Source organism: Cellulomonas soli, assembly GCF_013409305.1.
Classification (GTDB): domain Bacteria; phylum Actinomycetota; class Actinomycetes; order Actinomycetales; family Cellulomonadaceae; genus Cellulomonas; species Cellulomonas soli.
Map to the genome: position 1 here is coordinate 3,790,206 of NZ_JACBZJ010000001.1, position 23,795 is coordinate 3,814,000.

The following is a 23,795-nucleotide window of genomic DNA, read 5'->3' on the forward strand; positions in this document are numbered from 1 at the left end:
CTCTCGATCGCTAAAGATGGATAGCAGGAGGCGTTGTGCACGTCTACGCCCGGGCAGGCGACACGTGAACGGCACCGCCCGTGCGGCGAGCGGGTCTCCGGACGCGGCAGAGGCCACCCCCGGATACCCGGAGATGGCCTCTGCACGGTCCAACGATCGGTCGGGCTGACAGGATTTGAACCTGCGACCCCTTGACCCCCAGTCAAGTGCGCTACCAAGCTGCGCCACAGCCCGATGGTCCCCTTGAGGACCGCGTGAACTCTACCGCACCGTGGGCCGGTGCCAGGAACCGGCGCTGGTCACGGCCCCTGCGCGGGTCGGGCCGGCGCGTCGTGCACGCCCTCCGGTAGCCCGAGCGCCCGCACGTCCCGCACGGTGACGCTCGCGAGTCGCGGGTCGGTCGACCCGAGGACGTCCCGCACCGTCCCGAACGAGAGCCGAAGACCACGAGGGCTGATCGTCAGTCCCGCGGGGGCGATGACGCCTGTGCGATGGTCCTTGCCGGGGTGCAGCCGGATCCACAGCGTCTGCGGGTCGGAACCCTGCAGCGACTCCACGGTCGCGGCGCGCAGCGCGAGCCACCGCGTCAACGACCGGGCCGCCCGGTCGCCGAGCTCGACGACCCCCAGCTCGGGGACCCGGATGCTGCGGTTCTGCGGGCCGAGGGCAGCCAGGGTGACGAGCGCGAGCTCACGCTCGGTGGCCCCCGTCGCCGCCAGCAGGTGCACGTGCGCGGAGAAGCGCGCCCAGATGGACGTGGGGACGCCCCACGGTGCCGGTCCGGCGGCCGCGGCCAGCAGGAGCGCGCCTGCCGGGCGATCGCGGTCCGCCGGCGGCGGCGCCGGCAGGCGCAGCTCCGGCCCCTCGGCCACGGGGACGAGCAGACGGTTCTCGACGGCGTAGCGCGTGAGTGCACGGGCAGCGCTCGCCCGAGCCCGGGCGGACGCCACCGAGGGCGCGTGCCCGCTCTCCCCCGGACGTTCGAGCCAGGCGTGCAGGACGTCTTCCCGGAGCACCAGGTCAGCGGCAGGGCTCGGGGTGTCGAACCGCGTGGCGACGAAGGCGACGAGGTCCTCGAACGCCCACCGGCGCTGCCGTCGCGTCGCCGGCGAGGCCTCGAGGTCGCTCATGTACCGCCCGATCACGCTGTTCAGGTCGGTCATGCGGTCGCCCTCGGCATGGCGTGATGATAACGGAAGGCCAGGGCGTTCTGGGCGGGGCTCTTCCGCTGTCCGGGGTCTCACGGTGACGCTAGGCGCCTGTTTCCGTTATCACACGCACGAGAACGACGGCAGCGCAGCTCCCCGGGCGCGCCTCGTGGGCCTCGGCCCTGCTCCACCGGCTCCCCACGCCCCTCGGGCATGCAGGAGGGGCGTGGGTCAGGTCCCCCCTGCCCCACGCCCCTCCCCCACGGCTCAGCGCTTGCGCTTCTCCCGGACGCGGACCGACACCTGGATGGGTGTCCCCTCGAACCCGAACGTCTCGCGCAGACGGCGCTCGATGTACCGCCGGTACCCCGCCTCCAGGAACCCGGTCGCGAAGATCACGAACCGCGGCGGGCGCGTCGAGGCCTGCGTGGCGAACAGGATGCGCGGCTGCTTGCCCCCGCGAAGGGGGTGCGGGTGCGCGGCGACCAGCTCGCCGAGGAACGCGTTCAGCCGACCGGTGGGGATCCGCATGTCCCAGGAGTCGAGCGCCCGCTCGAGCGCGGGCACGAGACGGTCCGTGTGCCAGCCCGTCTTCGCCGAGACGTTGACGCGCGGCGCCCACTGCACCTGGACGAGGTCCTGCTCGATCTCCCGCTCGAGGAACGGACGGCGGTCCTCGTCCATCAGGTCCCACTTGTTGTACGCGACGACCAGCGCACGCCCAGCCTCGATGACCTGCGAGATCACCCGCGTGTCCTGCTCGGTCATCTTGGTCGAGGCATCCACCAGCACGACGGCCACCTCGGCCTTCTCCACCGCGGCCTGCGTGCGCAGCGAGGCGTAGAAGTCGGCGCCCGAGGTCTGGTGCACGCGCCGCCGGATCCCCGCGGTGTCCACGAAGACCCACGGCTTGCCGCGCAGCTCGACCAGCTCGTCGACCGGGTCCCGCGTCGTGCCAGCGACCTCGTCGACGACGACACGCTCGGCACCGAGCACCTTGTTGAGCAGCGAGGACTTGCCGACGTTCGGTCGACCGATCAGCGCGACCCGACGCGGGCCGTCCGGACGCACGGTCCCGTGCGCCGAGACCGTCGGCAACGCGTCGAGCGCCGCGTCCAGCAGGTCGCCCGTGCCACGCCCGTGCAGGGCGGACACCGGGTACGGCTCGCCCAGGCCCAGGTTCCACAGCTCGGCGGCGTCCGCCTCGACGCGCGGACCGTCGACCTTGTTCGCGCACAGCACGACCGGCTTGCCCGAGCGGCGCAGCAGGCGCACGACCCGCTCGTCGGTGTCGGTGGCGCCCACGGTCGCGTCGACGACGAAGATCACCGCGTCGGCCAACGAGATCGCGATCTCCGCCTGCTCGGCGACCCGGGCGTCGATCCCCGCGACGTCGACCTCCCAGCCGCCGGTGTCGACGAGGGAGAACCGACGGCCCGCCCACTCGGCCGGGTAGGTCACGCGGTCCCGGGTCACCCCGGGCTTGTCCTCGACGACGGCCTCGCGTCGTCCGATGATGCGGTTGACGAGCGTCGACTTGCCCACGTTCGGGCGACCGACGACGGCCAGCACCGGCAGAGCGGTCTCGTGGGCGCTCTCACCGTCGACGAGCTCGCCGCCGTCGAGCAGCGCGAGGTCCTCGCCGTCCAGCTCGTACTCGGCCAGACCTGCTCTCAGGGCGTTCTCACGGGTCGCGTCGTCGGCCTCGTCGGGGAGCTCCAGGGCGGGGTCGGTCTCGGTCATGGCTCCATTGTCCCTTGTCGTCGGCCCAGCGGACGACCGGGCCGCCGACAACCCGCTCACAACGTCCTCGTGCGCAGCCCGAAGGGCGATCTCAGGCCCGCGTCTGACGGTTCGGGTCGTCGGTCGGCAGCTCGATACCCGTCCGTGCGGACGCCTCGGCCACGAGCGTGGCGAGCGCCGTCCGGACGGTGTCGTTCGCCAGCACCAGGGCGTCCCGGCCGGACACGCCCGGGGGACGCTCCAGCACGATCGGGGCCCCGAACTCGACGACGAACCGCCTGCGGAACCCGGGCACGTGACCGACGGACTCCCCCGTCCGACGCGTGCCGAGCACGGCGACCGGGACGACCGGGGCGTGACCGTTGAGCGCCAGCCACGCGACCCCGGCACGCGCGTCGGCCGCGTCACCCCGGCCACGGTTGCCCTCCGGGAACACCCCGACCACTCCCCCGCGCCGCAGCACGCCCAGCGCCGTGGCGAGCGCCGCACGGCCGCCCTCACGGTCCACGGGGATCTGGCCCGCGCCCCGCAGGATCATGCCCACGGGCCCGGTGAACATCGACTCCTTGACGAGCAGGTGCGCCGGTCGCGGCGTGACGCCGGCCACGACAGGCCCGTCGGCCACGCCGGTGTGGTTCGGCGCCAGGAGCACCGGGCCCTCCAGGGGCACGTTCTCGGCACCGACCACCCGCGTCGACCAGACCCCGCGGGCCAGGACGAGGCCCAGCAGTCGTCCGCGACGCGCGGCGCGCGGTCCGGGGACCTCGGTGCCCGCGCCAGAGGATCCGCCGGTGCCCTTCGGTGCCCCGGTCACCGTCCCACCAGGTCAACCCGGCCGGAGGCCTGCACGACGACGTCGAGCACCGCCCGGACCGTCTCGTCGAAGTCCAGCGCCGAGGAGTCGACCGTGGCGACACCGTCGGCGGCGACGTGGAACTGCACGACCGCCGAGTCGTCCGCGTCCCGGCGGACCACCTGGTCGCGGGTCGCCTCGACCGCCGCCGCGTCGGCCGCGCCGTGCACCTCGAGCGCGCGACGCGCCAGGCGGGCCTCCTCGCTCGCGGTCAGCAGCACGCGCACGTCCGCGTCCGGGGCGACGACCGTCGTGATGTCCCGCCCCTCGGCGACGATCCCCCGCCCGTGGGAGAAGCCGCCCGCTCGCTCGGCGTCGATCGCCGCGCGCTGCAGCCGACCCAGCTCGGCGCGCACCTCGAGGTTCGTCGCGACCGCACTCACGATCGAGGAGATCTCCGTCCGCCGGATCGCCGCACCGACGTCCGTGCCGTCGACGTGCACCCCCGGCGCCTCGGGGTCCACCCCCATGACCAGGGGCATCGCACGGACCACGGCCGCCACGGCGGCGGCGTCGTCGAGCGGCACGCCCTGCTCGCGGCACCACCACGTCGCCGCCCGGTACATCGCCCCCGTGTCGAGGTACGCCAGACCCAGTGCGCGGGCGACGGCCTTCGACACGCTGGACTTGCCGGACCCCGAGGGTCCGTCGATCGCGACCACCAGGGCCGTCGGCGCTGCCGTGCTCAACTCACCAGTCTCCATCCGCGGGCCGTGAGCTCCGCCTCCAGGTGCTCGGCGCTGCCGGGCAGCACCGAGATGATCGCCATGCCGACCGGTCGGCCGGCGGCGTGCTCCAGTGCGAGATCCTCCAGGTTGACGCCGACCTCGCCGACGTCCACCAGCAGCCGGGCCAGCTCGCCGGGCTCGTCCGGGACGAGCACGCTGACCTGGGCGTACGGTCGGCGCGCCCCGCCGTGCTTGCCGGGAATCCGCGACACGCCCGCGTTGCCCGCAGCGATCGTCTGGGCGATGGCCGCCAGCGCACCCACGCCGACGGTCTCGGGCCCTGTCGCCTCGTCGGCGACGCCCAGTGCACCGATGACCACGTCGAGATCCGCACGCAGGGCGACCAGCACGTCGCGCACGGGCCCGGCGTTGGCCGCCAGGATCGAGGTCCACAGCGCGGGATCCGAGGCGGCGATCCGGGTCACGTCGCGCAACCCCTGCCCGGCCAGCCCGAGCGCGTCGTCCTCGAGCCCTCGCAGCCGCGCCGCGACGAGGCTCGCCGTGACCTGCGGCACGTGGGAGACCGCGGCCACGGCCGCGTCGTGCTCGTCGGCGGCCATGGTGACCGGGACGGCCCCGAGGTCGACCGCGAGCGCGCGCACCGCCAGCAGCGCCTCGGGGGTGGAGGAGCCGGAGTCGGCGATGACCCAGGGGCGCCCGAGGAACAGGTCGGGCACGGCGGCGGAGGGTCCGGTGCGTTCGCGTCCGGCCATGGGGTGGGAGCCGACGTAGCGGTGCAGGTCGGCGCCGGCGGCGCGCAGCTCGTCGAGCACGTAGCGCTTGACGCTGGCGACGTCGGTGACGACCGCCCGGGGGTGGGCGGTGAGCTCGGCGAGGACGACGTCGGCGGTCACGTCCGGAGGTGCGGCGACGACGACGAGCGCCGGTTCGGGGTCCTCGGGGCGCGCGGGTCGTCCCGCGCCGACGTCGCGCGCGAGGGCGACGGCGGTGCGGGACGGGTCGTGCAGGACGACGTCGACGCCCAGGGCGCGTAGGCCCAGACCGACGGAGGTGCCGAGCAGCCCGGTGCCGACGACGCGGACGGGACCGCGGGTGGCGGCGACCATCACCGGGTGCGGTCCTGCCAGGTCACAGCCCGACCCGGGTCATGAGCGAGCCGACCTCGGTCTTGCCGAGGACGCGGGTGCGTCCGGGGCGCAGGTCGCCCAGGCGGACGGGACCGATCTGGGTGCGGACGAGCCGTGTGACCGGGTAGCCGAGCTCCTCGAAGATGCGGCGGACGACGCGGTTGCGGCCCTCGTGCAGGACGATCTCGACGAGGCTGGCCTGCGGGGTGGTCTGCACGACGGAGAACTTGTCGATCGTGACCACGCCGTCCTCGAGCTCGACGCCGGCCTTGAGCCGTGCGGGCAGCGAGGCGGGAACGCGGCCGTCGAGGTGCGCGAGGTAGGTCTTGGGCACACCGTGCGAGGGGTGCGAGAGCCGGTTGGCGAGCTCCCCGTCGTTGGTCAGCAGGATGAGGCCCTCGGTCTCGGCGTCGAGGCGGCCGACGTGGAAGAGCCGTTCGGACCGGTCGGCGACGAACTGCGCGAGCGAGGGGCGCCCGTCGGGGTCGTGCATGGTCGAGACGACGCCCAGGGGCTTGTTGAGCGCGAGGGTCACCATGGAGGTGTCGAGCTGGACGCGCAGCCCGTCGACGTGGATGACGGCGCGCAGGGGGTCGACGCGGACGCCGAGCTCGCGCACGGTGGAGCCGTCCACGGTGACGCGGCCGGTGGCGATGAGCTCCTCGCAGGAGCGACGTGAGCCCAGGCCGGCGGCTGCGAGCACCTTCTGCAGGCGCACGCCGTCGGGGTCGTGCACGTCGATCGTGACCTCGGGTGTCCGGGGCGGGCGCGTCGGACGGGTCTGGGTGCGTGCGGCGGAGGCTGCTCGCCCGCGGCCCGTGGGCACCTTGCCGGCACGTGCGGGACGCCCGGCCGAGGTCCCCTGGCCCGCGCGGTCGGCACCGGCGGGTCGGCCGCTGCTGCGGGGGCCGCCGGTGGCGATACGGGGGCCACCCGAGGTGATGCGGGGACCGCCTGACGTGCTGCCCGTGCCACCGGACGTGCCGCGACCGCGGCCGGCGCCTCGGCCGTCACCCTGTCCGCTGCCGGACTGGCGCGGGGCACCCGCACGGCCGGCGCCTCGCTCGTCGCGGTCCCGCCAGCGTTCGCCCTGCCCACGTTCGCCCTGCCCGCGGCCGGTCTGTCCCCGGCTGCCCTGGTCACGGCCTCCGTAGCCACCGGTGCCGGACCCGCCGGCACCGCGCCCGCCGGTTCCCTGCCCACCAGTACCCTGCCCGCCGCTGGCCTGGCCACCGGTGCGGCCGTAGCCACCGCTGTGCCCGCCGCTGCTGCGTCGCGGCTCTCCGCCGCGTCCCGGGGTGGCCCGTCGATCCTGTGCGCTCATCGTCCCTCATCCGTGCTCTGGTCGACGCCCTCGAGGGAGTCGAAGTCGGGCAGGTAGGGGGCGAGCGGCGGTAGCTCGTCCAGGCTCGCCAGCCCCATCCGCTCCATGAAGTATCCCGTGGTCCCGTACAGGACTGCACCGCTGGACGGTTCGGTGCCCGTCTCGACGACGAGCCCGCGGGCCGTGAGGGTCCGCATGACGCCGTCGACGTTGACCCCGCGGACCGCCGAGACCTGCCCGCGGGTGACCGGTTGCCGGTACGCGACGACCGCGAGGGTCTCCAGCGCGGCCTGCGTGAGCCGGGCGGTCTGGCCGTCGACGACGAACCGTCCGACGACGTCGGCGTACAGCGGGGCGGAGTAGATGCGCCAGCCCTCGCCGACCCGGCGCAGCTCGAAGCCGCGCGGTCGGCCGCCGCTCTCTGCGCGGTACTCGGCGGCCAGCTCGTGCAGGAGCGCCTCGACGCGCCCGGTCGGCAGGGCGAGGGCGGTCGCGAGCCGCACCGCCGGGACGGGCTCGTCGGCGACCATCAGCACGGCCTCGAGCGCGGCGAGCGCACCGCCGGGCAGGTCGTCGACGTCGAACGCGAGCTCGTCGGGTACGCCTGTGCCCGGCCTCTCGTCGTCGTCGACTCCCGCGGTGGCGGTCAGGTCCTCGCTCATCGGTGCGCCCTCTCGCTGTCGGTCCCCGCGTGTGCTCCGGTGTCCGAGCTCGCGCCCGGCGCCGGCTGCGGGTCGGGTGCCGGTGCCGTCCCTCTCTCGGCCGTGGGATCGTCGTCGTACGACGAGGTGGTCCCGACCGTCGTGTCGAGCTCGTCGAAGTCGTCGGACACCTCGACCTCGCCCTCCTGCGCACCGGTCCAGCGCACCGTCAGCTCCCCGAGCGGGGTCACCTGGTCGAAGCCGACCGCCCCTTCCCGGAAGAGCTCGAGGAGGGCGAGGAAGCGTGCCACGACCACGATCGTGGACCCGGCGTCGGCCGTCAGCGCGCGGAACGAGGTGGCCCCGCCGTGCCGGAGCCTGCCGACCAGGAGTGCCGCCTGCTCGCGGACGCTGACGGGGGGTGCGTGCAGGTGGCTGACGTCCACCCCCGGCGGTGCGGGCCTGGGGGCGAGCGCCTTGGCCGCGAGGGCTGCGAGCTGGTCGGGTCCGATCTGCCACACGAGCTCGGGCAGGAGCGCGGCCAGCTGGGGTTCGAGCTGCACGAGCCGGGGGTAGCGGCGCCCCTCGGCCGCGAGCCGTTCGCCGATGTCGGCGGCGACGACCTTGTACGCGCGGTACTGCAGGAGGCGGGCGAAGAGCAGGTCGCGTGCCTCGAGGAGCTCGAGGTCCTCGGCGTCCTCGACCTCGGCCGAGGGCAGCAGCCGGGCGGCCTTGAGGTCGAGGAGCGTGGCGGCCACGACGAGGAACTCGCTGGCCTGTCCCAGGTCCCAGCCCGTGCCGCCGTTCGCCGAGGCCCGCTCGCCGGCACGGATGTGCGCGATGAACTCGTCGGTGACCTTCGCCAGGGCGACCTCGGTGATGTCGAGCTTGTGCTTGGCGATGAGGCCGAGGAGCAGGTCGAACGGCCCGGTGAAGTTGTCGAGGTGGACGTCGAAACCGTGCGTGCCGACGGGGGCCGCGGCCCCGGTGGCAGGCTGCTCGGTGGGGACCGCGGCGCCCTCAGGCCGCGTCGCCACGGGCGACGAGCTCGCGGGCCAGCTGGCGGTAGGCCGCCGCGCCGGAGTGGGTGGGCGCATAGGTCGTGATGGGCTCGGCCGCGACGGTCGCGTCCGGGAACTTCACCGTGCGGGCGATGACGGTCTGCAGGAGGTCGTCGCCGAAGGCCTCGTGCACCCGGGCGACGACCTCGCGGGCATGCAGCGTGCGCGAGTCGTACATGGTCGCGAGGATGCCGTCGACCTCGAGCCGGGGGTTGAGCCGGTCGCGGACCTTCTCGATGGTCTCCACGAGCAGCGCGACGCCGCGCAGGGCGAAGAACTCGCACTCGAGCGGGATGAGCACGCCGTGCGAGGCGGTCAGGGCGTTGACCGTGAGCAGGCCGAGCGAGGGCTGGCAGTCGATGAGGACGACGTCGTAGTCGTCGAGCACGGGCCGCAGCGCGCGGCTGAGCACGGACTCGCGCGCGACCTCGCCGACCAGCTGGACCTCGGCAGCCGACAGGTCGATGTTGGCAGGCAGCAGGTCGAGCCCGGGGACCTCGGTGCGGCGCAGCACGTCGGCGACGGTCGCGTCGCGCTCCATCAGCAGGTTGTAGACCGTGCGGTCCAGCTCGTGCGGGCTGATGCCGAGACCCACGGAGGCGGCACCCTGCGGGTCGAAGTCGACGATGAGGACGCGCCGGCCGTACTCGGCGAGGGCGGCAGCCAGGTTGATCGTGGTGGTCGTCTTGCCGACGCCACCCTTCTGGTTGCACATCGCGATCACGCGCGCGGGCCCGTGGGAGGCGAGGGGCGCGGGCTCCGGGAAGTCGGGCAGCGGCCGCCCCACGGCGTCGGTCTGCGGGTCGGTCGTCTCCTGGCTCACCACGCGGGACAACCTACCGGAGGCGGGCGCGCGCGGGCCTGCGACAGTCCGGTGCGGCGACACGTTCGTCGTGCGTCCTGCCGCTCACAGCGCGCGCGGGTGCGCTGCCGCGTAGACCTCGCGCAGGGTGTCCCGGGTGACGAGCGTGTAGATCTGCGTCGTGGTCACCGAGGCGTGCCCGAGCAGCTCCTGCACGACGCGTACGTCCGCGCCGCCGGCGAGCAGGTGGGTCGCGAAGGAGTGCCGCAGCGTGTGCGGCGAGATGTGCTGGGCGCCGGGCAGCCCGGCGCGCTCGGCCGCCAGCCGCAGCGCCGCCCACGCGCTCTGCCGGCTCAGCCGCGCCCCCCGCGTGTTGAGGAACAGGGCGGGCCCGCCCGTCCGGCCTCCCGCTGCGAGCGCGGGCCTTCCGCGCACCAGGTAGGCGTCGACGGCGTCCAGTGCGTACGCGCCGACGGGGACCACCCGTTCCTTGCCACCCTTGCCGAGCAGGCGCACGCTCCCGCGCCCGGGGGTGCGGTCGAGGTCGTCGACGTCGAGGCCGACGCCTTCGGAGATGCGTGCCCCGGTGGAGTAGACGAGCTCGAGCAGCGCCCGGTCGCGCAGCGGGACGGGGCCGTCGCCGAGCCCGGCCGCGTCGATGAGCCGGCCGACGTCGTCGACGGAGATGGCCTTGGGCAGGCGGCGTGGTTGCGCGGGCGGCCGCACGGCTCCGGCGGTGTCGGCGCCCGTGACCCCTTCGAGGAGCCAGAAGCGGTGCCACCCGCGCACCGCGACGACGGCGCGCGCGCTCGAGGCCGCCGAGAGCACGGCACGCCCGTCGGAGCCGGTGCGCAGGGCGAGCACGAAGTCCTCCACGTCGCGCTCGGTGACCTCGGACGGGTCGGTGCGGCCGGTGGCGGCCAGGTACGCGGCGTAGCGGTCGAGGTCGCGGCGGTAGGCGGCGACGGTGTTGACGGACAGGCCGCGTTCGACGGTCAGGTGCGCCAGGTACGTCTCGAGGGCCTCGTGCCACGGGTCGGTGCCCGTCATGGCGTGCGGCACCGCGCTCAGAACGGCAGGAAGACGTCGACGCAGATCGCCAGGCACACGATCGTCAGGTACGTGATCGAGGCGTGGAAGACCTTCATGGCCTTCAGGGGGCCGCGGGAGGGGTCCTTGGCACGCCGCCACAGCGACAGGCACGACCACAGGAACCACGCTCCGGCGCCCGTGGCGACGAGGCCGTAGACCCAGGTCAAGGAGGCCACGGGCCACAGGACGAGCGTGCAGGCGATCATCGCGAGGGTGTAGGCGACCATCTCGCGGGCGACCTTGGTGTCCTCGGCGACGACGGGCAGCATCGGCACGCCGGCGGCCTCGTAGTCGCGACGGAACTTCATCGACAGCGGCCAGTAGTGCGGCGGCGTCCAGAAGAAGACGACGCCGAACAGCAGCGCCGCCTCCCACGAGACGCCCTGCGTGACGGCCGACCATCCGATGAGGACGGGCATGCAGCCCGCGGCACCACCCCACACGATGTTCTGGGGTGTGCGCCGCTTGAGGATCATCGTGTAACCGACGACGTAGAGCAGGATCGCCCCGGCCGTCAGGAGCGCGGAGACCGCGTTGACCACGAACCACAGCCAGGCCAACGACACCGCGCCGAGCACGAGGCCGAAGGTGAGCGCCGCAGGTCCGGAGATCTCCCCGGTGGCGGTGCCGCGCCGCTTGGTGCGGTTCATCACCTGGTCGATGTCGCGGTCGATGTAGCAGTTGAGCACGTTGGCCGAACCGGCCGCGCCGGCGCCGCCGACGAGGGTGGCCAGCACGAGCCACAGGGACGGCAGACCGCGTTCGGCCAGGATCATCGTCGGCAGCGTCGTGACCAGCAGCAGCTCGATGACGCGGGGCTTGGTGAGGGCGACGTAGCCGGCGAGGGTGCGCCGCCATCCGCGGCGGGCGTCGGAAGGCAGGTGCGGGCGCGGACCGCGCGGCGGCGCAGGCGGGGCGAGCACGTCGTCGCCGGGTGCCACCTCGCCGGCGGACCCCTCCGGGGCGGAGGGGTGCACGGCCTCGTCCTGCGAGCGATCACGACCTGCGAACCCGTGGCCGCCCGTGCGCACCTTCGGCACCGGACGGGCCGACGCACCGGCGTCGTCGACGGGCGGAGGGCTGGTGAGGCGCACGCGCTGGGGGTCCGTTCGTGGAGCGGATGAGGGTCGAGCAGCCCCGCCATGGTACGGCCTCGCCCTCGGGGCGCACCCTCGACGAGGCCGTCGTGAAGGACCTTGGTCCTGTGAGTTTGGTCGCCTTCCTCGACCGGCCGATGCAGGTCCGGCCCCGTTCCGGGAGCGTCGTAGGTGCCGCCGGCCGTGGGACGGACGGTGCACGTGGCCGCCTGGCACCGGATATAGGCTCGGCGCAGACGGGCCGCGCGTCGGCGCGGACCCGGACCGGCACCCCGCAGGCGGGTGCTGTCCAGTGCGACATGACGCCCGGTCCCCCGGTCTCCCCCGGCCCCGGGCGGGAATGAGGTGCGGTGAACGCGAAGGCTCCCCTGGCGCAGACGGTCGGTTGGACCGATCTGGACATCCGGGCGGTCGACACCGTCCGTGTCCTGGCTGCTGACGCCGTCGAGAAGGTCGGCAACGGCCACCCTGGCACCGCGATCAGCCTCGCGCCCGCCGCCTACCTGCTCTACCAGAACGTGCTGCGGCACGACCCGGCCGACCCGCACTGGCTCGGTCGCGACCGGTTCATCCTCTCGGCCGGGCACTCCAGCCTCACGCAGTACATCCAGCTGTACCTGGGCGGCTTCGGCCTGGAGCTGGAGGACCTCGAGGCGCTGCGCACGTGGGGCTCGAAGACCCCGGGTCACCCCGAGTGGCGGCACACGGCCGGTGTCGAGATCACGACCGGCCCGCTGGGCCAGGGCCTGGCCTCCTCGGTCGGCTTCGCGATGGCCGCCCGTCGTGAGCGCGGCCTGCTCGACCCCGACGCAGCCCCGGGCACCAGCCCGTTCGACCACCACGTGTACGTGCTGGCCTCGGACGGTGACCTGCAGGAGGGCGTGACGAGCGAGGCGTCCTCGATCGCCGGCACGCAGGAGCTGGGCAACCTCATCGTGCTGTGGGACGACAACCACATCTCGATCGAGGGCGACACGCAGATCGCCTTCACCGAGGACGTGCTGGCCCGGTACGAGTCCTACGGCTGGCACGTGCAGTTCGTGGACTGGACGGCCGAGCCGGACGGCTACCGCGAGAACGTCGACGCGCTGCACGCGGCGATCGAGGCGGCCAAGGCCGTCACCGACAAGCCGTCGTTCATCGGCCTGCGCACGATCATCGCCTGGCCCTCGCCCACCAAGCAGAACGACCACGCCTCGCACGGCTCCAAGCTGGGCGGCACCGAGATCGCCGGCCTGAAGGAGCTGCTCGGCTTCGACCCGGAGAAGTCCTTCGACGTCGCCCCCGAGGTCATCGCCCACACGCGTGCGCTCGGCGAGCGCGCCAAGGCCGACCGCGCGACCTGGCAGGCCGGCTACGACGCGTGGCGCACCGCCAACCCGGAGCGGGCCACGCTGCTCGACCGGCTCGTCGAGGGCAAGCTGCCCGAGGACTGGGCCGAGGCGCTGCCGGTGTTCCCGGCCGGCAAGTCCGTCGCGACGCGTGCCGCCTCCGGCGACATCCTCTCCGCGCTGGCACCCGTGCTGCCCGAGCTGTGGGGCGGCTCGGCCGACCTGGCCGGTTCGAACAACACCACGATGAAGGGCGAGCCGTCCTTCCTGCCCACCGACCGCTCGACGCACTCGTTCGCCGGCACGCCGTACGGGCGCACGCTGCACTTCGGCATCCGTGAGCACGCCATGGGCGCGATCCTGTCGGGCATCACGCTGCACGGCCTGACGCGCGCGTACGGCGGCACGTTCTTCACGTTCAGCGACTACATGCGCGGGTCGGTCCGTCTGGCCGCGCTCATGGGCGTCCCGGCCGTGTACGTGTGGACGCACGACTCGATCGGCCTGGGCGAGGACGGCCCGACGCACCAGCCCATCGAGCACCTCACCGCGGTCCGGGCCATCCCGGGTCTGGCGATCGTGCGCCCGGCGGACGCCAACGAGACGGCACAGGCCTGGAAGGCGATCCTCGAGCGCACCGACGGTCCGGTCGGCCTGATCCTCACGCGTCAGAACGTCCCGACGTTCCCGCGCGGCGAGGACGGCTTCGCGTCGGCCGAGGGCGTCGCCCGCGGTGCGTACGTGCTGCTCGAGGCGAGCACCGGGACGCCCGAGGTCATCCTCATCGGCACCGGCTCGGAGGTGCAGCTCGCCGTCGAGGCGCGCACGCAGCTCGAGGCGGCCGGCGTGCCCACGCGCGTCGTCTCGGCTCCGTCGTTGGAGTGGTTCGCCGAGCAGGACGCGGACTACCGCGAGTCCGTGCTGCCGACCGTTGTGCGCGCCCGGGTGTCCGTCGAGGCCGGCCTGTCGCTGTCGTGGCACAAGATCGTCGGCGACGCCGGCCGTTCGGTGTCCATCGAGCACTACGGCGCCTCGGCCGACGCCGAGACGCTGTACCGCGAGTTCGGCGTCACGGCGCAGGCCGTCGTCGAGGCCGCGCACGAGTCGATCGCGGCGGTCGCCGCGACCCGGTGACCCGGTGACGGCCCGGGTGGCGAGAGGTCTGGAGCCTCCCGTCACCCGGACCGCACCCGCGGCCGTACCCACGGCTGCACCAGCGCGCCCCGCCGCAGCCACGGCGGGCACGTACGCAGGAGAAGGGGATCTCCATGGCTACGAGCACGACCCCGTTGGACCGTCTGACCTCCGCAGGCGTCGCCGTCTGGCTCGACGACCTGTCCCGCGAACGGCTGAGGTCGGGCAGCCTCGCGACGCTCGTCGCCCGCGGCGTCACGGGTGTCACGACGAACCCGACGATCTTCGCCGGCGCCCTGGCCCACGGCGACGCGTACACCGCCCAGCTGGCCGAGCTGGCCGCGGCCGGCACGCCCGTCGAGGACGCGGTGTTCACGATCACCACCGACGACGTCCGAGCCGCGGCCGACGTCCTGCGCCCGGTGCACGAGTCCACCGGCGGGGTCGACGGTCGCGTGTCGATCGAGGTCGACCCCCGCCTCGCCCGGGACACGGCCGGCACTGTCGCGGCCGCCAAGGCCCTGTGGGCCGCGGTCGATCGGCCCAACGTCCTCGTCAAGATCCCCGCGACGCTCGAGGGCCTGCCTGCCATCACGGCGGTCCTCGCCGAGGGCATCTCGGTCAACGTCACGCTGATCTTCTCGCTCGAGCGGTACCGCGCCGTCCTGGAGGCGTTCCAGCGCGGCCTCGAGCTGGCCCGGGAGGCCGGGCACGACCTGGCGCTGATCGCGTCGGTCGCCTCGTTCTTCGTCTCACGGGTCGACGCGGCGATCGACCCGAGGCTCGACGCCCTGGGCACCCCGCAGGCCGCCGCGCTGCGCGGCCACGCGGCGATCGCCAACGCGCGTCTGGCCTACGAGGTGTACGAGCACAGCGTGGCCACCCCACGGTGGGCGGCCCTGTCCGCCGCCGGTGCCCGCCCGCAGCGGCCGCTGTGGGCCTCGACCGGCGTCAAGGACAAGGCCTACCCCGACACCCGGTACGTCGACGAGCTCGTCGTGGCCGGGGTGGTCAACACGATGCCCGAGGGCACGCTCGAGGCGGTCGCCGACCACGGGCGCGTGACCGGCGACACCGTGACGGGCACCGGGCCGGTGTCCGCCCAGGTCGTCGAACGGCTCGCCGCGGTCGGCATCGACCTCGACGAGGTCACGAGCCTCCTCGAGCGGGAAGGCGTCGAGAAGTTCATCGCGAGCTGGGAGCAGCTGTTGAGCACCGTGGAGCAGGGACTGCAGGGCACCGCGTCGGGGGCCGACCGATGAGGCCCACCAAGGTCAGCGAGGGCCACAACCCTCTGCGGGACCCGCGCGACCGTCGCCTGCCTCGTATCGCCGGCCCCTGCGGGCTGGTCATCTTCGGGGTGACGGGCGACCTGGCCCGCAAGAAGCTGATGCCCGCCGTGTACGACCTGACCAACCGTGGGCTGCTGCCCCCGGGCTTCGCGCTCACCGGTTTTGCACGGCGCGACTGGGAGACGCAGGACTTCGCGCAGATCGTGCACGACTCGGTCGCCGAGCACGCCCGCACGCCGTTCCGTGAGGCGACGTGGCGGCAGCTGGCCGAGGGCATCCGGTTCGTGCAGGGCAGCTTCGACGACGACGACGCGTTCGACCGGCTGCGTGAGACCGTCGAGGAGCTCGACGTCTCACGCGGTACGGGCGGCAACCACGCCTTCTACCTGTCCGTGCCGCCCAGCGCGTTCCCGGTGGTGTCCAAGCAGCTGGCCCGTTCCGGGCTGTCCCAGCCGCAGGAGAACACCTGGCGGCGGGTCATCATCGAGAAGCCGTTCGGCCACGACCTGGCCTCCGCCCGCGAGCTCAACGACATCGTGTCCCAGGTCTTCCGCCCGGACGACATCTTCCGGATCGACCACTACCTGGGCAAGGAGACGGTGCAGAACCTGCTGGCGCTGCGCTTCGCGAACCAGCTGTTCGAACCGATCTGGAACGCGAACTACGTCGACCACGTGCAGATCACCATGGCCGAGGACATCGGCATCGGCGGCCGGGCCGGGTACTACGACGGCATCGGCGCAGCCCGCGACGTCATCCAGAACCACCTGCTGCAGCTGCTGGCCCTGACCGCGATGGAGGAGCCCGTCTCGTTCGACGCCGACGACCTGCGCGCGGAGAAGGAGAAGGTCCTCTCGGCCGTCCGCCTGCCGCGCGACCTGGGCAAGCACACCGCGCGCGGGCAGTACGCCGCCGGGTGGCAGGGCGGGGAGAAGGTCGTCGGCTACCTCGAGGAGGAGGGCTTCGACCCGGCCTCCACCACCGAGACGTTCGCCGCGATCCGCGTCGACATCGACACCCGTCGCTGGGCCGGCGTCCCGTTCTACCTGCGCACCGGCAAGCGCCTGGGGCGGCGGGTCACCGAGATCGCCGTGGTGTTCAAGCGCGCCCCGCACCTGCCGTTCGAGTCCACGGCCACCGAGGAGCTCGGCAAGAACGCCCTGGTCATCCGCGTGCAGCCCGACGAGGGCGTCACCCTGCGGTTCGGGGCGAAGGTCCCCGGCACCGCCATGGAGGTCCGCGACGTCACGATGGACTTCGGGTACGGGCACGCGTTCACCGAGTCCTCCCCCGAGGCCTACGAACGCCTCATCCTGGACGTGCTGCTCGGCGACCCCCCGCTGTTCCCCCGGCACGAGGAGGTCGAGCTGTCCTGGAAGATCCTGGACCCCATCACGCAGTACTGGGCGTCCAAGGGCCGACCGGAGCCCTACCGCTCCGGCACCTGGGGACCGGCCTCGGCCGACGAGATGATGGCGCGTGACGGACGCGCCTGGAGGCGACCGTGATCATCGACCTGCCCGCCACGACCACCCGCGACATCAACAAGCGGCTGATCACCGAACGTGACGAGGGCGGCGCCGTCGCCCTCGGCCGCGTGCTCACCCTCATCATCGACGTCGGCAACCGCGACCCCGAGCCCGCCATCGAGGCCGCCAACGACGCCTCCCGCGAACACCCCTGCCGGGTCCTCGTCCTGACCCAGGACGACGCCGAGCACACCGCCACCCTCGACGCCCAGATCCGTCTGGGCGGCGACGCGGGCGCGAGCGAGGTCATCGTGCTGCGCCCCACCCCGGACCTGGCGGAGCACCTCGACACCCTCGTCATGCCCCTCCTGCTGCCCGACGCCCCGATCGTCACCTGGTGGCCCTACGAGGTGCCCGAGAACCCCGGCCGGCACCCCCTGGGACGCATGGCCCAGCGCCGCATCACCGACTCGACCCAGTGCACCAACCCGTCGGCGGCCCTTCGCCGCCTGTCCCAGGTGCACGTCGAGGGCGACACCGACCTCGCCTGGACCCGCGCGACCCTCTGGCGCGGGCTCATCGCCGCCACCCTCGACCAGCCGCCCTACGAGTCGGTGCACCACGCCGTCGTGACCGGGCAGTCCGACCACCCCTCGGTCGACCTCGTCGCCGCCTGGCTCGCCCAGGCGCTGCGCTGCCCGGTCACCATCGACCGCGTCAAGGACGCCCCCGCGATCACCTCCGTGCGCCTGACCCGCGCCTCCGGCGACATCGTGCTCGAGCGCCCCGACGGCAAGACGGCGGCGCTCATCCAGCCTGACCAGCCCGAGCACCGCATCGCCCTGCCCATCCGGCTCCTGCGCGAGTGCCTCGCCGAGGAGCTGCGTCGGCTCGACCCCGACGACGTCTACGGGGAGGTCCTGCAGAAGGGCCTGGCCAGGATCGACGCATGAGCGCCCCCGCACGCGAGGTCGTCGTCCACCCCGACGCGAACGTGCTCGCCGCGGCCACGGCGGCCCGGCTGCTGACGCACCTGGTCGACACGCAGTCCCACCGTGCGCCCGTGCACGCCGTGCTCACGGGCGGGACCGTCGGGATCGCGACGCTTGCGGCCGTGGCCGCCAGCCCGGCCCGCGACGCGGTGGACTGGTCGCAGGTGCACCTGTGGTGGGGAGACGAGCGCTTCCTTCCCGACGGCGACCCCGACCGCAACGAGACGCAGGCGCGCGGTGCCCTGCTCACCGCACTGGGCGAGGCGCTCCCCTCGGCGAACGTGCACGCGGTCCCCGCGCTCGGCCCGGACGTCCCGACGCCCGAGGTCGCCGCAGAACGGTACGCATCCGAGCTGGCTTCCTTCGCCACGGACGGTGCCGAGGTCCCGACGTTCGACGTGCTGATGCTCGGCATGGGTCCTGACGGCCACGTGGCCTCGCTGTTCCCGGGCCACGTCGCGCTCGGCGCGAGCGGGGTGGCGACCGTGGGCGTGCACGGCTCCCCCAAGCCGCCACCCCTGCGGGTCTCCCTGACGTTCGAGGCCCTGCGCGCGGCCCGGCAGGTGTGGGTCGTCGCCGCCGGCGCCGAGAAGGCCGACGCGGTGGCCTCGGCCTTGGCCGACGCACCGGTCAGCCTCACGCCCGCCGCGGGCGCTTACGGCACGGAGCGGACGCTGTGGCTCGTGGACGCCGCCGCGGTGTCGGAGGCCCCTGCCGTTCCCGGTCCGTCACAGGCGCACTGAGCGCGCCTGAGAGCACCCCTACGGGCCGGCCGGGTCCCGACCAGAAGACGAGGAGCCCCGCACCGGTCGGTGCGGGGCTCCTCGTCGGTCACGCAGGCGGAACGGGCAGGATCAGCCGCCGCGACGGGCCCGCAGCGCGGCGAGCGCCTCGTCGAGGATCGCGGCGCCGTCCTCGTCGGACCGCCGCTCCTTCACGTAGGCCAGGTGCGTCTTGTAGGGCTCGTTCTTCGAGGGGGACGGCGGGTTCTCCTGGTCCTGCCCGGCCGGGAAGCCGCATCGAGGGCAGTCCCACGTCACGGGCGCCTCCTCGGCGGCCTCCTCGGCGAAGCTGGGGCGCGTCTCGTGCCCGTTGGCGCACCAGTACGAGATCCAGACGCGGGGTGCCGCGTCCCCCCGTTCGGCCTCGCCCATCGGACCGGCACCGACTCGCGACCCTCTGATCGCACTCCCGCTGGCCATCGTCAGCCCTTCAGCTCACGCGCTCGACGAGGCCGAGCAAGATGATCACGACCGTCCAGACCAGCGCGACCCCCACCGTGATCCGGTTGAGGTTGCGCTCGGCGACGCCCGAGCTGCCCGCGCTGCTCGTGATGCCGCCGCCGAACATGTCGGACAGGCCGCCACCCTTGCCCTTGTGCAGCAGCACGAGAGGGACGAGCAGGAGGCTGGTCAGGACCAGCATCACCTGGAGGGAGATGCGCAGAGCGTTCACGGCAGCGTGGGTTCCTCACTGGACGGACGGTCGCCGCGACGTACGCCGGCGACGGTGGTGGACCGCGGTACAGGGTAGGTGACGACCGGGCGTGGAAGCCACCACCCCGCGCTGACGCGGGTCCCGGAGATCCGGGGCGAGCCCGCCTCGGGGACCCGCGTCAGCACCTGACGGACGGTTCCGGTCAGAGACCGACCGCGTGCGCCTGGTAGCGCGCGATCTTGGCGAACTCCTCCGGGTCGAGGCTCGCGCCGCCGACCAGAGCGCCGTCGACGTCGGGCTTCGCCATGATCGAGGCGACGTTCGACGACTTCACGGAACCGCCGTAGAGCACGCGCACGGCGTCGGCCGTGGCCTGGTCGTACAGCTCGGCGATCCGCACGCGGATGGCGCCGCACAGCTCCTGGGCGTCCTCCGGCGTCGCCGTCTCGCCCGTGCCGATCGCCCAGACCGGCTCGTACGCGACGACGATCGTGGCGACCTGCTCGGCGCTCAGACCCTCGAGCGCACCGTCGAGCTGACGCAGCGTGTGCGGGACGTGCTCGCCGGCCTTGCGGACCTCGAGCTCCTCGCCGACGCACAGGATCGGCAGCAGGCCGGCGCCGAGCGCCGACTTCACCTTGGCGTTGACGATCGGCTCGTCCTCGTGGTGGAACTGCCGACGCTCCGAGTGACCGACCGCGACGTACTTCACGCCGAGCTTGGCCAGGAACAGCGGCGAGATCTCACCGGTGTACGCACCCGACTCGTGGGCCGAGACGTCCTGGGCGCCGTAGGCGATCTCCAGCTTGTCGGCGTCCACGAGCGTCTGCACGCTGCGCAGGTCGGTGAACGGCGGCAGGACCGCGACCTCGACGGCGCCGAAGTCGTGCTTGGCGTCCTTGAGCGTCCACGCGAGCTTCTGCAGCGTGTGGGTGGCCTGGTGGTGGTCCAGGTTCATCTTCCAGTTGCCCGCCATCAGCGGGGTACGGGTCGTCATGTGTCAGTCCTCCAGAACTGCGATGCCGGGGAGCGTCTTGCCCTCGAGCAGCTCGAGGGAGGCGCCGCCACCGGTCGAGATGTGGCCGAAGCCGGCCTCGTCGAAGCCGAGCAGACGGACGGCCGCGGCGGAGTCGCCACCGCCGACGATCGAGAAGCCCTCGCTGTCGACGAGCGCCTGCGCGACGGCCCTGGTGCCCGCGGCGTAGGTCGGACGCTCGAACACGCCCATGGGGCCGTTCCAGGCGATGGTCTTCGCACCGAGGATCGCCTCACGGAAGAGCTCGCCCGACTTCGGGCCGATGTCCAGGCCCATCTTGTCGGCCGGGATGGCGTCGGCGGCGACGGTCTCGGCGTCGTCCGAGCCGAACTCGGGGGCGACGACGATGTCGACCGGCAGGACGATCTCGACGCCGGCCTCCTGGGCCTGCGCGAGGTAGCCCTTGACCGTCTCGACCTGGTCCTGCTCGAGCAGCGAGGAACCGACCTCGTGGCCCTGGGCCTTGAGGAAGGTGAAGACCATGCCGCCGCCGATGAGCAGCTTGTCGGCCTTGGTCAGCAGGTTGCCGATGACGCCGAGCTTGTCGGAGACCTTCGCGCCGCCGAGGACGACGACGTAGGGACGCTCCGGGTCCTCCACGGCCTTGCGGAGGGCCTCGACCTCGGCCAGCACGAGCAGGCCGGCCGCGTGCGGCAGGCGCAGCGCCACGTCGTACACGGAGGCCTGCTTGCGGTGGACCACGCCGAAGCCGTCGGACACGAACGCGTCCGCAAGCGCAGCGAGCTCGTCGGCGAGCTCGCCACGGACGGCATCGTCCTTGGAGGTCTCACGGGCGTCGAAGCGGATGTTCTCGAGGAGCGCGATCTGGCCGTCCTCGAGGGCGGCGACGGTGGCCTTGGCCGACTCGCCGATGGTGTCCTCGGCGAGCGGGACCGGCTGGCCGAGCAGCTCGGACAGGCGGGCCGCGACGGGCGCGAGGGAGTACTTGGCCTCCGGCGCCCCCTTCGGTCGGCCGAGGTGAGCGGTCACGACGACGCGCGCACCGGCGGACAGCAGCGCCTGCAGCGTCGGCAGGGCCGCACGCACACGGCCGTCGTCGGTGATGGTCGTGCCGTCGAGCGGCACGTTGAAGTCCGAACGGACGAGCACGCGCTTGCCGCGCAGGTCGCCGAGGTCCTCGATGGTCTTCATGATCTCCTACCTTGCCGGGCGGCCGCCGCCGAGGGCGTGCCGGGGGGAACGCAGCTGCTCACACATGACTGCGTCCGCGTGCACCGGGGCCGGGTGGCCGCCGGCGCACGCGGACGCAGGACCGTCGCTACGAGAGCGTCGGAGTCGTCAGAGACGCTCGCCGACGTAGCTCGTGAGGTTGACGAGGCTGTTGGAGTAGCCCCACTCGTTGTCGTACCAGGCGATGATCTTCACCAGGTCGCCGGACACCTTGGTCAGCTTCGAGTCGAAGATGCTCTGGTGCGGGTTCGTGACGATGTCGCTCGAGACGATCTCGTCCGTGACGTACTCCAGAACGCCCTTCAGCGGGCCCTCGGCGGCGGCCTTGACCGCAGCGTTGACCTCGTCGACCGTGACCTCGCGCGAGGCGGTGAAGGTCAGGTCCGTGGCCGAGCCGGTGATCGTCGGCACGCGGAGCGCGAAACCGTCGAGCTTGCCCTTGAGCTCGGGGAGCACGAGGGCGACGGCCTTGGCCGCACCGGTCGAGGTCGGGACGATGTTCTGCGCGGCGGCGCGGGCACGACGAAGGTCGCGGTGCGGGCCGTCCTGCAGGTTCTGGTCACCGGTGTAGGCGTGGATCGTGGTCATGAGGCCACGCTCGATGCCGATGGCGTCGTTGAGCGCCTTCGCCACGGGGGCGAGGCAGTTCGTCGTGCACGACGCGTTGGAGATGATGTGGTGCGCGGCGGCGTCGTAGTCGGTGTGGTTCACACCCATGACGAAGGTCGCGTCCTCGTTCGAGGCCGGGGCCGAGATGATGACCTTCTTGGCGCCCGCCTCGATGTGGGCCTTCGCCTTGGTCGCGTCCGTGAAGAAGCCGGTCGACTCGATGACGATGTCGGCACCCAGCTCGCCCCAGGGGAGGTCGGCAGGGTTGCGCTCGGCGAGGGCACGGATCTTCTTGCCGTCGACGATGATGTTCTCGTCGTCGAACTCCACGCTCAGCGGGAAGCGGCCGAGCACCGTGTCGTACTTGAGCAGGTGCGCGAGCGTCTTGTTGTCCGTGAGGTCGTTCACGCCGACGATCTCGATGTCAGCGCCCGACGCGATGATCGCCCGGTAGAAGTTGCGACCGATACGGCCGAAGCCGTTGATGCCGACCTTGATGGTCACTTGCCCTCCTCGGCACGCGCCGAACAAGGTCGGCGCACACAGTTGGTGATGGGTTCACGCACGCCGCTGTGCGCTGCCCGGGTGCGGTGTGACGGCCGTCCAACTCATTGCCGACCACCGACCTGCGGGTGGCACGAGCCTATACCGAACGGGTGGTTATCCACGGGACGTAGGTCTCACGGCGAGACGCACCGTCCACGCCCTGGCCCGCAGGTCACAGATCCAGCAGGTCAGGGCTCAGGCCGGCCTCGGTGTCCGGGATGCCCAGCTCGGACGCGCGCTTGTCGGCGGTCGCCAGCAGACGTCGGATCCGACCCGCCACGGCGTCCTTGGTCAGGACCGGGTCGGCCAGCTTCCCGAGCTCTTCGAGCGAGGCCTCCTTGTGCGCCAGGCGCAGCTCGCCGGCCTGCCGCAGGTGCTCGGGAAGGTCGTCGCCGAGGATCTCGAAGGCACGTTCGACGCGGGCGCCCGCGGCCACCGCCGCACGCGCCGACCGACGCAGGTTCGCGTCGTCGAAGTTCGCGAGCCGGTTCGCCGTGCCGCGCACCTCGCGCCGGACCCTGCGCTCCTCCCAGACGAGCATCGTCTCGTGCGCACCGAGCCGGGCCAGCATCGCGGCGATCGCGTCGCCGTCGCGGATGACGACCCGGTCGATGCCCCGGACCTCGCGCGCCTTGGCCGCGATGCTCAGCCGCCGTGCGGCACCGACGAGCGCCAGCGCCGCCTCCGGGCCCGGGCACGTGACCTCGAGCGACGACGAACGACCCGGCTCGGTCAGCGACCCGTGCGCGAGGAACGCGCCGCGCCACGCCGCCTCGGCCTCGCCGATGCCCGCCGAGACGACCTGCGGCGGGAGCCCGCGGACCGGTCGACCCCGGTTGTCCAGCAGACCCGTCTGTCGTGCCAGGGACTCGCCGTCCTTGACGACACGGACCACGTAGCGGCTCCCGCGGCGCAGGCCACCGCCGGACACGACGATGATGTCGCTCTCGTGCCCGTAGATCTCCGAGATGGCCTGCCGGAGGCGACGGGCCGCGATGCCCGTGTCCAGCTCGGCCTCGATGACGATCCGGCCCGAGATGATGTGCAGCCCGCCTGCGAAGCGCAGGGTCGCCGAGACCTCAGCCTTCCGGCACGACGTCTTGTCCACCTTCAACCGGGCGAGCTCGTCCTTCACCTGTGCCGTCAACGCCATGGCGTCATCCTGCCATCTGACGAGGCCT

General features: G+C 72.9%; 22 protein-coding genes and 1 tRNA gene. 5 read left to right on the forward strand and 18 right to left on the reverse strand.

Features of this window, described 5'->3' with window-relative positions; translation table 11 throughout:
- Positions 1 to 160 precede the first annotated feature (160 nt).
- The 12 genes from BKA22_RS17275 to BKA22_RS17330 form a co-directional block, all read right to left on the reverse strand.
- Positions 161 to 234 (reverse strand) — tRNA-Pro (locus tag BKA22_RS17275).
- A 65-nt stretch (positions 235 to 299) separates the two neighbouring features.
- Positions 300 to 1,163: a hypothetical protein gene (locus BKA22_RS17280; RefSeq protein WP_146951949.1), complete on the reverse strand. Its 864-nt coding sequence runs from the start codon at positions 1,161 to 1,163 to the stop codon at positions 300 to 302.
- A 252-nt stretch (positions 1,164 to 1,415) separates the two neighbouring features.
- Entirely contained in the window at positions 1,416 to 2,891 is a 1,476-nt protein-coding gene (der, locus tag BKA22_RS17285; RefSeq protein WP_146951950.1) for a ribosome biogenesis GTPase Der, read from the reverse strand.
- Positions 2,892 to 2,982: 91 nt separating this feature from the next.
- Positions 2,983 to 3,705, reverse strand: a complete 723-nt coding sequence (locus BKA22_RS17290) for a lysophospholipid acyltransferase family protein (protein ID WP_223203451.1) — start codon at positions 3,703 to 3,705, stop codon at positions 2,983 to 2,985.
- On the reverse strand, positions 3,702 to 4,448 hold the full coding sequence (cmk, locus tag BKA22_RS17295) for a (d)CMP kinase (RefSeq protein ID WP_146951951.1): 747 nt from the start codon (positions 4,446 to 4,448) through the stop codon (positions 3,702 to 3,704). The genes BKA22_RS17290 and cmk overlap by 4 nt, the downstream gene beginning before the upstream one ends.
- Positions 4,430 to 5,539, reverse strand: coding sequence for a prephenate dehydrogenase (locus tag BKA22_RS17300; protein WP_146951952.1), 1,110 nt, complete (start codon positions 5,537 to 5,539; stop codon positions 4,430 to 4,432). Before BKA22_RS17300 ends, cmk begins: the two co-directional genes overlap by 19 nt.
- Positions 5,540 to 5,561: 22 nt before the next feature.
- Positions 5,562 to 6,296: a pseudouridine synthase gene (locus BKA22_RS17305; RefSeq protein WP_223203452.1), complete on the reverse strand. Its 735-nt coding sequence runs from the start codon at positions 6,294 to 6,296 to the stop codon at positions 5,562 to 5,564.
- 584 nt (positions 6,297 to 6,880) lie between these two features.
- The gene (gene scpB / locus BKA22_RS17310) at positions 6,881 to 7,546 is read right to left on the reverse strand and encodes an SMC-Scp complex subunit ScpB (protein WP_146951953.1); all 666 of its coding nucleotides are present in this window, start codon (positions 7,544 to 7,546) and stop codon (positions 6,881 to 6,883) included.
- Positions 7,543 to 8,562, reverse strand: a complete 1,020-nt coding sequence (locus BKA22_RS17315) for a segregation and condensation protein A (RefSeq protein WP_223203453.1) — start codon at positions 8,560 to 8,562, stop codon at positions 7,543 to 7,545. The genes scpB and BKA22_RS17315 overlap by 4 nt, the downstream gene beginning before the upstream one ends.
- A complete protein-coding gene (locus BKA22_RS17320; protein WP_146951955.1) occupies positions 8,546 to 9,412 on the reverse strand; it encodes a ParA family protein in 867 nt (288 codons plus the stop codon). The genes BKA22_RS17315 and BKA22_RS17320 overlap by 17 nt, the downstream gene beginning before the upstream one ends.
- 81 nt (positions 9,413 to 9,493) lie before the next feature.
- Positions 9,494 to 10,438 carry a site-specific tyrosine recombinase XerD gene (locus tag BKA22_RS17325; protein WP_146951956.1) on the reverse strand — a complete coding sequence of 315 codons (945 nt, stop codon included), beginning with the start codon at positions 10,436 to 10,438 and terminating at the stop codon, positions 9,494 to 9,496.
- A gap of 17 nt (positions 10,439 to 10,455) precedes the next feature.
- Positions 10,456 to 11,361: a heme o synthase gene (locus tag BKA22_RS17330; RefSeq protein WP_218867384.1), complete on the reverse strand. Its 906-nt coding sequence runs from the start codon at positions 11,359 to 11,361 to the stop codon at positions 10,456 to 10,458.
- Between the two features lie 566 nt (positions 11,362 to 11,927).
- On the opposite strand from BKA22_RS17330, the gene tkt reads away from it, so the two are divergent.
- From tkt to pgl, 5 genes are all read left to right on the forward strand, one after another.
- Positions 11,928 to 14,042: a transketolase gene (tkt, locus tag BKA22_RS17335; protein ID WP_146951957.1), complete on the forward strand. Its 2,115-nt coding sequence runs from the start codon at positions 11,928 to 11,930 to the stop codon at positions 14,040 to 14,042.
- A gap of 134 nt (positions 14,043 to 14,176) precedes the next feature.
- Positions 14,177 to 15,304 carry a transaldolase gene (gene tal / locus BKA22_RS17340; RefSeq protein ID WP_146951958.1) on the forward strand — a complete coding sequence of 376 codons (1,128 nt, stop codon included), beginning with the start codon at positions 14,177 to 14,179 and terminating at the stop codon, positions 15,302 to 15,304.
- Complete coding sequence (gene zwf / locus BKA22_RS17345) at positions 15,301 to 16,842, forward strand: glucose-6-phosphate dehydrogenase (RefSeq protein ID WP_146951959.1); 1,542 nt, start codon at positions 15,301 to 15,303, stop codon at positions 16,840 to 16,842. Before tal ends, zwf begins: the two co-directional genes overlap by 4 nt.
- Positions 16,839 to 17,756 (forward strand): glucose-6-phosphate dehydrogenase assembly protein OpcA, encoded by a 918-nt coding sequence (locus tag BKA22_RS17350; protein ID WP_146951960.1) that lies wholly within the window; start codon positions 16,839 to 16,841, stop codon positions 17,754 to 17,756. The genes zwf and BKA22_RS17350 overlap by 4 nt, the downstream gene beginning before the upstream one ends.
- Positions 17,753 to 18,538, forward strand: coding sequence for a 6-phosphogluconolactonase (gene pgl, locus BKA22_RS17355; protein WP_146951961.1), 786 nt, complete (start codon positions 17,753 to 17,755; stop codon positions 18,536 to 18,538). The genes BKA22_RS17350 and pgl overlap by 4 nt, the downstream gene beginning before the upstream one ends.
- Before the next feature lie 111 nt (positions 18,539 to 18,649).
- On the opposite strand, the gene BKA22_RS17360 is transcribed toward pgl, so the two are convergent.
- The 6 genes from BKA22_RS17360 to whiA all read right to left on the reverse strand — a co-directional run bounded on the left by BKA22_RS17360 (position 18,650) and on the right by whiA (position 23,767).
- Positions 18,650 to 18,997, reverse strand: coding sequence for an RNA polymerase-binding protein RbpA (locus BKA22_RS17360; RefSeq protein WP_146951962.1), 348 nt, complete (start codon positions 18,995 to 18,997; stop codon positions 18,650 to 18,652).
- 10 nt (positions 18,998 to 19,007) lie between these two features.
- Positions 19,008 to 19,250 (reverse strand): preprotein translocase subunit SecG, encoded by a 243-nt coding sequence (gene secG / locus BKA22_RS17365; RefSeq protein ID WP_146951963.1) that lies wholly within the window; start codon positions 19,248 to 19,250, stop codon positions 19,008 to 19,010.
- A gap of 184 nt (positions 19,251 to 19,434) precedes the next feature.
- Positions 19,435 to 20,229, reverse strand: coding sequence for a triose-phosphate isomerase (gene tpiA / locus BKA22_RS17370; RefSeq protein ID WP_146951964.1), 795 nt, complete (start codon positions 20,227 to 20,229; stop codon positions 19,435 to 19,437).
- Between the two features lie 3 nt (positions 20,230 to 20,232).
- Entirely contained in the window at positions 20,233 to 21,420 is a 1,188-nt protein-coding gene (locus tag BKA22_RS17375) for a phosphoglycerate kinase (RefSeq protein ID WP_146951965.1), read from the reverse strand.
- A 147-nt stretch (positions 21,421 to 21,567) separates the two neighbouring features.
- A complete protein-coding gene (gap, locus tag BKA22_RS17380) occupies positions 21,568 to 22,572 on the reverse strand; it encodes a type I glyceraldehyde-3-phosphate dehydrogenase (RefSeq protein WP_146951966.1) in 1,005 nt (334 codons plus the stop codon).
- A 214-nt stretch (positions 22,573 to 22,786) separates the two neighbouring features.
- The gene (whiA, locus tag BKA22_RS17385) at positions 22,787 to 23,767 is read right to left on the reverse strand and encodes a DNA-binding protein WhiA (RefSeq protein ID WP_146951967.1); all 981 of its coding nucleotides are present in this window, start codon (positions 23,765 to 23,767) and stop codon (positions 22,787 to 22,789) included.
- Positions 23,768 to 23,795: the final 28 nt, after the last annotated feature.